This window comes from Xanthocytophaga agilis, from assembly GCF_030068605.1.
In the GTDB taxonomy this organism is placed as follows: Bacteria; Bacteroidota; Bacteroidia; order Cytophagales; family 172606-1; genus Xanthocytophaga; species Xanthocytophaga agilis.
This window is the reverse complement of record NZ_JASJOU010000015.1, coordinates 106,727-120,333: the sequence shown is the minus strand read 5'-3', so window position 1 is coordinate 120,333 and position 13,607 is coordinate 106,727. Positions and strand designations below refer to the sequence as shown.

General features: G+C 38.8%; 12 protein-coding genes and 1 pseudogene. All 13 read right to left on the bottom strand.

What is annotated here, in order from left to right:
* Positions 1-64: 64 nt before the first annotated feature.
* The gene (locus QNI22_RS31465; RefSeq protein ID WP_314517140.1) at positions 65-844 is read right to left on the bottom strand and encodes a trypsin-like serine peptidase; all 780 of its coding nucleotides are present in this window, start codon (positions 842-844) and stop codon (positions 65-67) included.
* Between the two features lie 328 nt (positions 845-1,172).
* Complete coding sequence (locus QNI22_RS31460) at positions 1,173-1,682, bottom strand: recombinase family protein (protein ID WP_314517139.1); 510 nt, start codon at positions 1,680-1,682, stop codon at positions 1,173-1,175.
* A 219-nt stretch (positions 1,683-1,901) separates the two neighbouring features.
* Positions 1,902-3,386 (bottom strand): S41 family peptidase, encoded by a 1,485-nt coding sequence (locus QNI22_RS31455; protein WP_314517137.1) that lies wholly within the window; start codon positions 3,384-3,386, stop codon positions 1,902-1,904.
* A 166-nt stretch (positions 3,387-3,552) separates the two neighbouring features.
* Positions 3,553-4,245, bottom strand: coding sequence for a hypothetical protein (locus QNI22_RS31450; protein WP_314517136.1), 693 nt, complete (start codon positions 4,243-4,245; stop codon positions 3,553-3,555).
* Positions 4,246-4,527: 282 nt separating this feature from the next.
* Positions 4,528-5,460 (bottom strand): hypothetical protein, encoded by a 933-nt coding sequence (locus QNI22_RS31445; protein ID WP_314517133.1) that lies wholly within the window; start codon positions 5,458-5,460, stop codon positions 4,528-4,530.
* A 27-nt stretch (positions 5,461-5,487) separates the two neighbouring features.
* On the bottom strand, positions 5,488-6,228 hold the full coding sequence (locus QNI22_RS31440) for a hypothetical protein (RefSeq protein WP_314517131.1): 741 nt from the start codon (positions 6,226-6,228) through the stop codon (positions 5,488-5,490).
* A gap of 145 nt (positions 6,229-6,373) precedes the next feature.
* Positions 6,374-7,189, bottom strand: a complete 816-nt coding sequence (locus tag QNI22_RS31435; RefSeq protein ID WP_314517129.1) for an HmuY family protein — start codon at positions 7,187-7,189, stop codon at positions 6,374-6,376.
* Positions 7,190-7,255: 66 nt separating this feature from the next.
* On the bottom strand, positions 7,256-7,993 hold the full coding sequence (locus QNI22_RS31430) for an HmuY family protein (RefSeq protein WP_314517126.1): 738 nt from the start codon (positions 7,991-7,993) through the stop codon (positions 7,256-7,258).
* Positions 7,994-8,022: 29 nt separating this feature from the next.
* A complete protein-coding gene (locus tag QNI22_RS31425) occupies positions 8,023-10,344 on the bottom strand; it encodes a TonB-dependent receptor (RefSeq protein WP_314517123.1) in 2,322 nt (773 codons plus the stop codon).
* A 742-nt stretch (positions 10,345-11,086) separates the two neighbouring features.
* Entirely contained in the window at positions 11,087-11,140 is a 54-nt protein-coding gene (locus tag QNI22_RS40520; RefSeq protein ID WP_474004537.1) for a hypothetical protein, read from the bottom strand.
* A gap of 514 nt (positions 11,141-11,654) precedes the next feature.
* Positions 11,655-11,954, bottom strand: a complete 300-nt coding sequence (locus tag QNI22_RS31415) for a hypothetical protein (RefSeq protein ID WP_314517119.1) — start codon at positions 11,952-11,954, stop codon at positions 11,655-11,657.
* Positions 11,954-12,388 (bottom strand): annotated as a pseudogene (locus QNI22_RS31410) (recombinase family protein); the annotation flags it as partial. The pseudogene QNI22_RS31410 and the gene QNI22_RS31415, both read right to left, overlap by 1 nt.
* A gap of 670 nt (positions 12,389-13,058) precedes the next feature.
* The gene (locus QNI22_RS31405; RefSeq protein WP_314517117.1) at positions 13,059-13,589 is read right to left on the bottom strand and encodes a hypothetical protein; all 531 of its coding nucleotides are present in this window, start codon (positions 13,587-13,589) and stop codon (positions 13,059-13,061) included.
* Between the last annotated feature and the right edge of the window lie 18 nt (positions 13,590-13,607).

Below are 13,607 nucleotides of genomic sequence, written 5' to 3'. Positions count from 1 at the left end.
TTCTGAAATATAGACAGGCAACTTGTTCATATCTGTTTTTCACTAAATATACATCATTTTTCAACTAAACAAGTTCAATATGAATCCGGTCCAAAAGTTCTATAAGCTTATCGATAGGTGTCACAATTGCTATACCAGTATTAACCTTTTCTCCTGAGAAATTTAAAGTATGGTTACCTAATTTAGGATCTTCAGATATTGTACTATTATAATGTCCATAAATTAAACCCATTAAAAAAAAGCTGCTACTATTTAAATTCGCAAATACAGGAGAACCCGATAATCCTCCAATAGATAGCGTATCAATTAAATAAGCATCCATTAAATGTTCTTGTGTTTGAATTCTTTCTTCAGGAAATGCGGCAATATGTCCAACCCGGACAATAGGAACATTTTTTGATTTCCCATGATGGTTGGCAAATAATCCTATAATAAATACTTCATCACCAACATCTATTATTTGATTTTTTATAATTTCCTGTGTTAAAACCTGCTCGATTGGACTTTTATCTAATACATAAAATTGATGATCCTCTTCATTTGTTAGCTCAATTGGAGATATTGCAATATCAACATTTATATCTGAGTGATATTGCCAGCTTTTAATTAGAATCGGTTCCTCTCTAGTTGTTCCATCGACTAGATTAAGACGAATTATACTATATTCAGCGCCAACTGACTTAATGCCTTCAATAACATGTTTCGCAGTACTAATATACTTAAATAACTTTCCTTCATAGTATTTGCATACAAAGAACACTGTTCCCACTAGAGTCAGCTCTCCGGTGATTTTCTTCACACCAATAAAAGCAACACATTTTTTTATTCCCTTTGGAAGTTTCATCAATTTGTATGTTTATAAATATTTACGGATAATAGAAATTTTGTGACAATTGGGCAAATCTACTTTTCAAACATATTTAATGAAGAAAATTTGATTAGTGCTTTTTACATCAACCAGTCGTTTTAAATTGATAGACTGAAAGGGTTTTCCATAACGGATTATATATAAGTTCATTTAACTGAATAACAATCTATCGTAGGATAACGCTTCTTTTTTAGGAGCAGAGCCATTGCTTTTGCCTTGATATTCCGTTTGTTAAGTTGAGCATTTTTCTGGATTATCTCAATAGCTTTCTTTCTGGCGTGATCATTCAGGTTAGCGGGAGTACCTAATTTGAATCCCTTCTCTTTTTACTCTGCAGAGCGGCTTTTGTTCTTTCTGAAATCATCTTTCGCTCCTTCTCGGCCAGAGCTGCAAATAAATGAACAGTGAAATGATCAGCTTCCGGAAGATCGCACGCTTTAAAATGGACTCTAGATTCTAGTAGCGAAGAAATAAAATACACATTGCGTGAAAGACGATCCAGTTTAGCAATGACAAGCAGTGCGCCTTTACTTTTGGCATGAGCAATGGCTTTCAAAAGTCCCGGACGATTGTTGTTCTTTATCCGTATACTCAGCCAAAATCTGACCTCCTTCGCAGAATTTTTCAAAGGTTTTTTCTGTGCTTCTAAACCAAGTCCACTCTGATCCTGCTTCTGATCTGATCCTACTTCTGAGTAGAGACACGATAATAGGCAACATACTTTTTCATATTCTACCTTCTGGTAAATAGGGGTTTGTTTTGTCAGGTCGACAGTTGACTCAGTATTAATCTGGCTTAATGCGCAAAGTAGCAAAAACCGTGTTGCATTTGGAATAAAATTGCACAGAAGAAAAACCAGCCCTGGAATTTTCCAAAATTCACAGCCTTAGTAGTAGCAATTGAAAAAATAGTTAATTGAAATTTTCTATCTCAAACCTGTTTGAAAACAGGGCAGCTGACATATATATTTTTAACTTGTTTGAAAGTTCTAAATTTGGGTAGGGGTTAACTTGTAATTTTTTTAGCGTACGGATCAGTGCAGTCGTAGTCGCTTTTGAATCATTCCCTTCCACACATTTTCCGGTTTATTCATATCTTCTCTTTGAGAAATTGGTTTGTTAAGATTTTTCCGTAACAAAGTGCGTTTTCCATTTATTATAGAAAGTGCTGTAGCGAGACATTCTTCTTTCATGTCTCCAAAATCATGTGTGACATCATCGGTAGCAGCAATATCTGGTGAAAAGCCTGTATAATAGTCGGTATCACCCTGAGCATTAACATTACTGAAATTGGGGATATACAATGTATAGGTACCTATATGAATACCTAGAAAACCTACTGGTTTTCCATACGTTTGTGATCCAATCAGCTTCACTTCTAAATAAGGACGTAAAGCATTAATGACCAACTCACTGGCTGAGGCTGTAGCGCCACTGACAATAAAGATAACTGAACGAATATTTTCCAGCTTACCTTTTTTTTGAAAAAGATAGGTATTGCCTGCTTCTGTAAAATCGACATCAGCATAGGTAGCCCTCCGTCCGTTGATGTAAACGGGTTGATTATTTTTATCCAGATAGGATTGATTCGAAAGTATAGTTGCTTTCCCACCTTGCAGAAGTGCATTAAATCGTTCACTAAACATTATTTTTCCCGTAAGCGATGAAGGTGCAATTAGATTCAGCAGATATTCGGCTGTTTCAACATATCCTCCACCATTGTAACGCAGGTCGATAATCAAGTCTGTAATCTGTGCAGACGCAAAGGTTGTAAAGACATTGTCAAGAAATGATTGTGAGTGAGCGGGATCTGTAAACTGATGGTATACCAGATATCCAGCTTTTTTGGTCTCTGTCTGGATGACTGAATAATAGATTACCGGACTGGTTGTATAGGCTGTTTTCGTTAGCATAACTGACAGTGTATCATTCGCTTTCTGAATCCTGAGTGTAATGCTATCCTGATTCAATGCTTGTTGTATTTCTGAATCGGATAGGGTTGATACACTTGTTTCATTGATTGTAAGCAGGCGATCTCCACGTATCAGTCCTTTCCCAGCTGCAGGAGAGTAGGGTAATACATACTTAATCCGAAGATCATTGTCAGCCCATGTGGATAATGCAAATCCAAATCCGTTTTCTGTTCCATTGAGTGAGGATGTATTTAGCGAGGAAGTTATTCGCATACTCCCGCTTTCACTATCCGATTGTAAGAAAGAATATTTGGGATGGGTTGAGATAGCGGAGACATATTCATAGGATTTACCAGTAGCCGGATTGATGGCATATTGGGTAATGTCGAAGATTTCTTTTTCAAAACTAAAGAGAGGTGTTTCTGAGTATTGGGTGTATTTTCTGGGATTAAATACTGAATACTCGGGCAAACTCTCATTCCAGAGATATGTTTCACGGGCATATAAAAAGATAGAATCCAGGGTTTGTTCTTGCCTGTTATCAGTGACCGGAATGACAAATACATCCTTGTCTTTCTGACAGGCTGTTAGCAAGATTATAAGCAAGAGAAGACTGAATCCCGATCTCAATAGGGATGAGGATGAGTAGGGCGTGAAAAATTGTATCATGTTTTTCTGCTATGTGTTATAAAAAAACTCCGATCCCAGCAGGACCAGAGTTTTTATTTTATTTATGAACGTCAGTATCACCAAAAGGAATTAGTAGTATGTATTACAACAGTTTATAATCGATGCTGTAATACGGATAGTCCGTAGGGGCAAAAGTAGTATCCGGTGAACCATCTTTGTAGATGCTGTTGATACGGAGTTTATATGTTGTTCCGGTTGTATTATTTTCAATGATGATAGTACGGTTGGTAACTGGTGTAACTATATGTGTTGTGATGTTGTAGTTATACCAGCCAGGAGTACCTGTACGATTGTAACCTAGTACCCCACTAGAAACAGTAGTTGCACTGCTGACACTAAAAGAGGTTACATTGTCAAATGCCTGATCAATATAATACAGTGTATAATTGGTTGTATTTACTGTCAGGTTACCATTTGCACTTCCTGTAAAAATGAAGTCATATGCACCAGATGAACTGCTGCCATCGTTGTTAGCGAAGCTGTAGTAATAGGTGCTGGCTACATTTGCCCATTGTGTGCTATCTGCTGGTGCAGTAACTGTCCCCTGAGTGAAGTTACGCAGCTGATATAGATTGCCTGTAGTCAGTGTAAGTGTACCTTTCGTGTTAGGTCCAACCAATGACTTAGTTTGTCCTGGAGAGATAACTACAGCTGTTGTACCATTCGGTTTTAATGAAGTTTCTGGTACTACAGCTGAATCTTTCTGACAAGCTGAAAAAAGTACCATAAGGCCCATTGAAAGGGCAAATCCTAGTATGTTATTTGTTTTTTTCATAAAATTGTAAATGAATTATGTGATTAGGTTTTGGTTCACTCCAAGTATTCTTTTGCCGGGATATCGGAGTTTGCCGGGTTATTCACTTGATTAAAGATGGGAGGTTCCATAATGAATCTCCTTTTCTTTTTCCTTTGATGTATGATACTGACTCTAAATAAAATGCGAATGAAAATGCGTTCTCTTTCTGCTTTTGCCTGAATGATTTGCTTTTGCCTGAATGATTCTGTCTGCACGTTTCTTATTTGCAGGCTGCTTGATACCAGACTACTCTGTAACATACTACTCTGTTATAGTAATTGGATAAAGCAGAAAGGAATAATAATTTCCTGCCGATGCAGATCCTGAGTAGTAAATTCGAAAGCGATTGTATGATCCGATTGGATAACTTTCCGGAATCTGCAAAGTCAACTCATCCTCTCCGGTTTGTTCGAATGGTACTCTTGTTGTCAGAGTGCCCAGACGTATTTGTGTGATTGTATATCCTTCCAGATTGTGTGTTTTTAGGGTCAGTGAACTTCCTCTTTTAACCCTTGTACCAGATTCAATAAAAGGGTCAAAGTAGGGATTGGTTACTGGCGAGGTAATATGGACCATGGCATTGCTGGTAACTGAACGATACCCTGTAACCAGTTTTATAGAATAGTTTCCGGTGTCAAGTTGTGCATGTATGGCTGTACCCGATGCAGAATTACCAGTCAGTGCGGTAAGTGCTATCGGATATTGTGTTCCGGTAGATGATACTAGTAGCAGAGAGGTTTTGGCTGTATCTGCCAGAAAATTCTGTCCTGTCAATGAAAACTGTGAATAGAGTGGAATGGTAGCTGGAACCTGATCAAAAATAGGTTCTGCCTGATTGATAACCAGTTTAAGTGTATACGTTGTAGTAGCTCCACTTTCTGCTTTTACAATATAAGTCACTCCATCTTTCAACGGTATTTTCTTTCCGGAGGCTGGTTCTACTGTTGCTCTTTCCGATACAGAAACCACTGGTGCTATTGAGTCAGGTATCATCTGATAGTATGGCCAGTAGACCGTTAGTCTATTATCTGAGACTGCAGCCTGGATGGAGTTAGCTCCTGTAGGAATCTCGAAGGCTGTAATGGAAGAATAAGGATAGGGAGCATATTCGGTTTCTTTCTTGCAGGATGTAAGTACCCCTGTCAGAAACAAGATTGCCCACATGCTATATGGAAAAGTGATATATAGTCTCATTGTTGGTTAGTTTAAACTAAAGATAGGTTAGGGTTGGATTAACTGGATTGGGTTCTGAAGAGTTACTGTTTTGCTATAAAATGTCACCTGAACATGATACAAGCCTGTAGGTAATTGTGTAGCACTATTAACAGGAATATAAAAGAGAATACCTGTGTCTGAGAACCAGGATTTGAAACCGATGTTATTGTCTATAATATATTTCTGTCCATTTTCAGCAATAAGTGTAATTTTGGTGATGATGCGTCCGGTTTCATCAGAGATAGAAGGAAAATCACCCGACCAATTTAGGTTAATGGCCGCTCCGTCATAGGTAGTAACAGTATAGGTAGTTGGGTTTTGTGCATCTGAAGATAGTTCCTGTAGGGTAAAGTCAGGTTGCTGAACCTGCAGCATCAGTTTATAGGTAGCGGAACTACCCTCTTTTCCTCTTACTGTATAGGTATAGTTTAGTATGCTATCTCCCTGAATATAGGATAACAGGCCAGATAATAGTGTCTCGCTGGCAGGAGTAACGGTAGCACCTTCGGAAACTTCTATCTCTGGCAACAACGAGGTAGAATAATAATAATAAGGAAGATATACAGTGATTGTTTGATCTGCCTCATTGATAACTCCTTCAATGGGATCACCGGATACATTGGTGACTTTATAGCTTAGAATCCGGCTAGAGGATAGTGTTGGTGGTCCAATAACTTCTGTTTTAGTACAGGCCATTAACACCAGGCTGAGCAGTAAGGTATTGGCTAATTTGGAGAGGTAAGACATATAATATATAGAAAATAGAATGTATGGTTAAATTTTTATTAGCGTTTGTTACTACAAAACAATCCCTGTTCAACCATATAAAATGGCCGAAAACATTGTTTTCAGAAAAAGCCGCATTATGTAGTTAGATCATTATGTGGTTAGATCATTGTGAAATATCCAGGTTTTTGGAACCATCTTTCTGGATGGCATATGAAAAAGTGATGTATCCGGCTTTATTTGATCGGTCAGGATTTGCCGGTGCATCCTTGTATACACTGTAGATAATTACTTTTGCATAATTTCCTTTAGCAGTCCTGACAATGATCGGTCGTGGAAGGGCATAGGCTACGTGTGCCTTTTCAGAAGCTGGTCTATCCGGAAATAGTTCGTTATAGAAATCATACCATGCCCAACCTGCTCCACTACCCTGAAAGTAATCTAGTCCGATATAATCACTGATCAGGAATTTATCATCACTGACAGGGACTGTTTTTATGGCTGAAAAAGCTTGCTGAAACAATGTAGAGTCTGGAATTTCTTTGATTGGTTTGCCCGCACTTGTATAATAGGCTGCATCTACATCCTGATTGATGACCAGATAGATTCCTCCTTTGCCAGGACCACCATATCCTGGTGAATACAACCCTTTGCCATTATTGGCAGCAATGCTGCTATTGTACGTTTGCAGAAAAGCAATATCCCACTGATCTGTCTGGGACATTGAGGATGAAACGGCTTTGCCATTCTCCAGACTGTAATACAAGGTATTTGCATTTTCTGACGAAGTAGCTGTAGTATCAGCCGCCAGATTAACAACTTTATACACACCTGTGGTAACCTCAACAGGCTCTTGTGGATCTGGAGTATTATTGTCATCTGAATCAGCACAGCTAGTAACAGAAAGTCCTGCTATTACAGCTGTCACCAGATAAAAAATGCGTCTGAAAGAAATATATAGTTTGTACCAGTGCTTGTTCATAAAACAGGTTGTAAAGATCTATAAATAGAGTAATTTGTTTGTTGATTTATGTTGTTGATAGAGTGATTAATAGGTAGCTGGTGGCGTATATAGATTTCGGGAACCATCTTCCTGTACATAATACCGGAACGTAAAGTAGGGTGTAGGCCAGTTGAGATCAGTCACCACTGCCGGATTGCCTTTATATATATTGATTATTTCCAGTTTGGCGTATTTTCCTTCTGCAGTGCGTACTACAAACGTTCGGTTTTTTATTGGAGTGGCAATATGTGTATTGATCTCATAAAAGTACCAACCTGTATTGTAAGGTTGCGGATACCCATCCCAGCCGATGAATGACAAGCTGTTATTGGTAAAATAATCGTTATCCGGAGCTAGCACTACATCTTCGTAAGCCGCATCATAGTAGACAATGGCTGCCTTTCCTTCTCCTCCATATCCAGGGCTACTCGCAGCTATACCATTGTTTGGATAGATAATTGAATTATAAACACCCGTAAATGCTAAGTCCCAGGAAAGACTTTTTGGATCAAGATCTGTAGTATCCCGAAATACAGCACTGGTCTTTAACGAATAGTAAAAAGTCTTAAACGGTTGAGCATTTTCTCCTCCAACAGTGGTGGTGGTATCACCAGCCAAGTCATATACTACTGTGCTTACTCCATCCTCATAGTTTGGCGTGCCAGGTGTAGCATCATCTTTCTTACAGGAAGAAAAAGCAACTATCAAAACCAAACCAATCATACAGATGGGTTTGACGGGTAAATGTTGCAAGGGTAGTAGTTTGTATAATAAAAAGTACATGGATTATTAGAGATTTTAACAAAGGTGATTTAAGAGTTTGGAGTAGAAAAAAATCTCCAGGAAATCCCCCCTACGAGCATTCTCCCAGGACTACCCGGCATAAGCATATTGGTGTAATTTGACAGGTTGGTGCCGGTAAGCTGCACGGACAAGTGTTTCTGAAAAAACTTTTTCTCGATAGAGGCATTCCATATCAATGTACTTTCTACGATAGTATCATAGCGGTCAATGTAGGTATTGTTGTTCGCATCTGAATACCCATACCGACCTCTGTAGTTTAGACGTATGCTGCCTGTCATCGCCCAGGGTGTATATTCATAGAAGACCCTGATGTTGAACATATGACGGGAGCGGTTATCCATACCCATATAATCTGATACGTGAGCTTCTCGCGTAGTGCCTGTCTGGGGATTACGGATTCTGCCATACAATCCACTTCCTGCCCGAATGGAATCAATGACTCCACGATCCATAGCATATAAAAGTTGATAACCAGCCGAAAAAGCGAGATTCTTTATCGGAGCCCAGGTGGAACTTGCTTCCAGACCGGCAGTGTATGCCTTTGCCAGATTGATGTAGGAAAATATCTGTTGTTCATTGGTACGGGTGCCTACCTGAATGGTAGTAATGAGATTTTTAACATTGTTATAGAACAGGTTAACATCTGTCTTAAGTGAAGATAAAGGAGTGATTGTCAAACCCATATTATAGGAAGTTGACGTCTCAGCATTTAGGGATCGGATTTTACCCGCAACAGGTCGAATAGAAGCTACCTGTCCGGCCTGCTGCAACTCCTGAATTGTTTTTGAGAATTCTTCCACTCCGATTACTGTATAGCCAACCTGCACATTGGTAAAGACCTGGTACATTTCTTTAAAATCAGGGGCTTTGTATCCTTTTCCTACAGATGCTTTCAGTGCAACTATTGCTGAAGGTTTAAACTCTATTCCTAGCGTTGGATTCAGACGCCCTCCATATTGACTGAAATAATCATAACGAAGTCCCATAATAATATTTATTTGCGAGGTAGGCTTGTAATTTCCCTGCGAATAACCAAAATAGCTAAACCTATCTTTGGTGCCTTTATATGTGCTATTTGATAAGGATTCGACAGTCCCTCCAATTCCTCCAGTTAATGACAGTTGTGAACTAATGTGTTTGCTACCCTGCATTTCCATCCGATGCAGATACTGTATAAAATGAGCAGATTGGAGAGTTACTTGATTTCTTTCCTGCCGGATATCCTGCTCAGAAGAGTAACGGGTAAGGTAGTAAAACAGTCTGATATTGGATTCTGTAGCAGGAACGGAACCTAGCCGCCGATTTATGGAAACAAACCCATTAAAGTCTTTTTCATCCAGCAGATCTCTAAATGCTTCCGAACCATACATGTATCGGTTAGTAGAGGTACGTAGTGAATACCGACCTGAACAAGAAACTGTATAATTGTCGTTAATTCTGTATTTTCCTCTACCTTGAAGAGTATAACTTCCGTAGGGAGGAGCAGTCTGTCCACTGCTCAGGTATGGATTGACATTAAAACCCCCTGTATAATAATAGTTGCCAGACAAAGAAATTGCCCCTTTGTGTTTGGCGAAAGGTGTTTCCCCTTCTACAGTAGCATCCCAGGTTTGATAAGTACCATAGCGCAGTATAGCTAGTGCCTGTGGTTGTGTACTTGCCTGACGGGTGACAATATTGACTACTCCTGCCAGTGCCTCACTACCAAACAAGCTGGAAGACGCCCCCTTTACAATTTCAATCCGTTCAATATTGGCGATCGTGATACGGGATAAATCCAGACTACCAGAGTTGCGTCCTATCAACGGAAGTCCATCAATGGTAATCATCGTATAGGCAGCATCGAATCCTTGTAGTTGTAGTCCTACTGCTCTGGATCCTGAACCGACATCGTTAACAACTGCCAAACCAGTTTGCTCTTTCAGGATTTCATCCAGGCGACGGCTGCCCATCATCTCAATGGTCTTACGAGTAATAACTGTCACAGGTAACGGAAGTTGGGTAGCCAGGTTTTCAGCTTGTATAGGTGCATCTGCTTTATTGGCTTTGACCTCCACTTCGTCAATAGTATGCGTTACCTCTGAAAGCACAATGTTTGTAGAATGTACTTCTCCATCCTTTATTCTGACAATCTGTTTCCAGGTATGATACCCAATCCCTGAGACAATAACAGAGTATATGTTTGGTGGAATAGTATATATAACAAACTCACCCATTGTATTAGTAGTACTTCCCAGTTTCGTTCCCTCCAAGCGGATAGATATTCCTTCCAAAGCCTTTCCCGACTCAGATGTTACCTTTCCTTTTAATACACCTGTGTTGTTATGCATTTTGGACTGCGCTTTAAGGCTGGAAGGCAAATAACAAATAGATAATATGTGAGTTATTAGTAACATTCGAAACATACCTATTACAAATAAATGCCCTTTATTTAGAATCATTCTTAACTGAGTGTAATCTTACGAAGCATTCTCGTTTTTGTCAAATTTTATTTAGAATTATTCTATATAATTTTGTTAATGCATTCGCTGTTAGCTTGTTATGTTTTTTTTCAAAACAATTGGTGGTAGGGAGACTTTATTGTGAAGCCAAAAAGAATGTATGAAATTCTATCCTTTGGTGGAGTGGGCTGGTTGCCCTATTGCGGTGTCCAGTTAATCAAGATTTGGAGAACCAAACTTGGAAAGAACCATATATTCTTCGTTCCCATCTGTAGTGAAATACAGGTAAAGATATCGCCAATTTTTTTATATGGGTCTGAAAATAGCCGGATATAATCGGATTGCTTACTGCTGGTAGATAGTTTTCTACCAGTTGAACGGATAGTCTATCTGGCTGAAAAAAACAATAAATTTGAAATGAGAGTGTGCTCCATGTATAAATCACAATATAAAGCCAGGAAAGACAGAATTGCAACAGAGAGTAACAATTGAGAGTAATAGCAGAGGTTATCTGACAATAATGAGTTAGAAAAACATCCTTTTAAAATGACCACTTGCCTGTCAATACGAAAAAACGATCCACGCAGTTGGGTATGGATCGCAGACACAGTTACTTCCCTGGATGTTGTTACTACCCTGGATTCTGAGCTAAAGTTTTGTTGGCATCAATCTGACTTTGCGGAATCGGTAAAAGAACCCAGTGATCTGCCTGGGGTACATGGGGATGGCTAAGCGCCAGTTACACAACTGTTTTTGATCAGAGTGGAAATGTTATAAAGATTATCAGGTTTGGACAACAGCTAACCGAAGAAAAAACGCATTCATTTGAAATCTATTCTCTGCATTCATTTGTAGTGAATATTCTGATTTTTATATTAATTTTTTTAAGCCCGCATTAAAAAAATGGTCGAAAACAATATATTGAACGACTTTGTCTTGGGAAGTATGACTGATTATATATTTGCATATAACCACCACACTTTCCCAAGACTAAAGAAGAAATTAGTATAAATGTTGATCGTTTGCGACTCCACCCAAATGTAGGACTGGGTAAATCACAGCGGAGTCTTTCACAGCGGAGTCGCTTCTTCTCAGAACTATTGAAAAATCGGTGGTATTGAAAACTTGAGATTAAATCATCTTCGATTCATTTCCATCTCAACTAGTTTGAAAATAGTAAGAGGTATGAATCAGAAAACTCATTCGTTTTTTACACTCATCTCTTCTTTGACAAGCTTTCTAAAATAGGCTACATTGAACTTGTTAAAGCGTTTTCCTCTACTGGTAGGTATTCCATACGTATTTAAGCGCTCTGCCAAAAAGGTTAATGAAGCATCAGGGTTCTCTTTGAGTGTGTCCCGAATGACATGCTTGGTACGTTTGGTATTTTCATTTGCATGTGCTTTTTCTTTAGCTGCCATCATTCCTGCCTGGGTAATATCAGCAGTAAATCCCTGAGGACTACCGAGTCGATAGTTCCCATTTTTATCAGGCTTCATTACCTTCGTTCTCCAGTGAGTGGATCTGTGTGTGAATTAGTATAAATTCCCATTTCAATTTTTTTCTTCTTTTCCCTTAAGGCGGCTTTTGTCCGTAAACTGATCCTTTCGGCTTCTTCCTGATTGACGAGCGCTAAAATACCAATGGTCATTTTATTGATATGGGGATTATCGACACAAACAAAGTTTACCGAACTATTGGAGAGCTGAATGGTAAAGGCAGCATCCTGACTGAGACGATCTAACTTGGCAACAATCAGGGTTGATCCCGTTTTTCTGGCTTTCTCAATGGCATTGTGAAGCTGTTGACGGTTATTCTTTCGGCCACTTTCGATTTCGGTAAACTCAGCGATTAGCTCGCCCTTACCAGCAATGTATCTTTCCACATCCGCTCTTTGGGCATCAAGCCCTAAACCGGAGCGGCCCTGTTTCTGCGTTGAGACCCGCTAGTAAGAAATGAATGTTGACATGATTAAATGAAGGTTGACTTCCGTACTAGTTTTATAGAGAAGTTATATAGAAAATAGGATAGCTATATGATTGTAAGGATAAAAAAGACAGAAACCTGACAGTTTGTCTTGTTTGCAAAGGTAAAAAACAACAGGGTAAAGATCAACAAATGCACGTTTGTGGATTTTTACCCTGCCTATTTTATTACTCTTTACCATGAGGTGATGGCTTGATGAGTAGATGGCTTAAGCAGTTTGATATTCTATCGATCATTTAAGTATTTCGAGGAGTAAATATTGACTCAGTTTATTGATCTGGTACATGATTCAATTTGAATCTTCTTGAATCTTGAGTGAATACTATATTAACTCATAAATACTTAAATGATTGGGAGAAGTCAGGTTTTGAAGTAGATGTAAAAAAGAAAATAAGTATATCAGTGTTAGAGTACTAAGTCGCACTAATGCAACGTAAGCGTCCGAGCAATACCGTGTTTGTTTGCAAGACTAAATATAATACCTTGTTTTTGTAAATAGAGATGGTCAGGGTCGAACGCATACATTGTTCCGATCCTTGTTCTTTATTTTTGGATAGTACTGATGATTAGTTTAACTAGTGAAGAATAAGTTGATTCTTCACTAGTTAAGAGCGTGTTTATTTTAGCGCCTGCTCTTCTTTTCTAACTTTAAATGAGCCTTCAATAGAAAGCTTTGCATCTCCCTGGCACTCATGACACATCTGACCCTTAAATGTGCCTTCATAGTTTCCATTTTCAACACTGGTAAGCTCAAATGTGACAGGACCACTATAATCTTTATATACTCCATTAGTAGTAATTCCCAGAATACAGGTTTGATGTATACTGTTAATAGATCGGTCTGTTATTTTAGCCCCTGGTGTTTTATACTCATAAATAATAAGTGTAAGTGAGGTATATGGATTAAGGACTCTACTGTCAGTAGCTAAAATGCTTAAATAGGGATTCTGACTTGTAATATCTTCCTCATCGACTCTAAACTCGGTTGCCGTCCATGATTTTCCATTGATTTTTGCAGTAAGGCTCATCTGCGAGTGAGGCTCCGGCTCTGAATCGTTCTTTTGGCAGCTAAATGAAAGGATAAGAAAAAATAGTAGAAGGAAAGACTCTGCAGTCAATGGAGACAAAATGGATGGTAATGGTTTCATGACTTTTTCGTTTAAGGT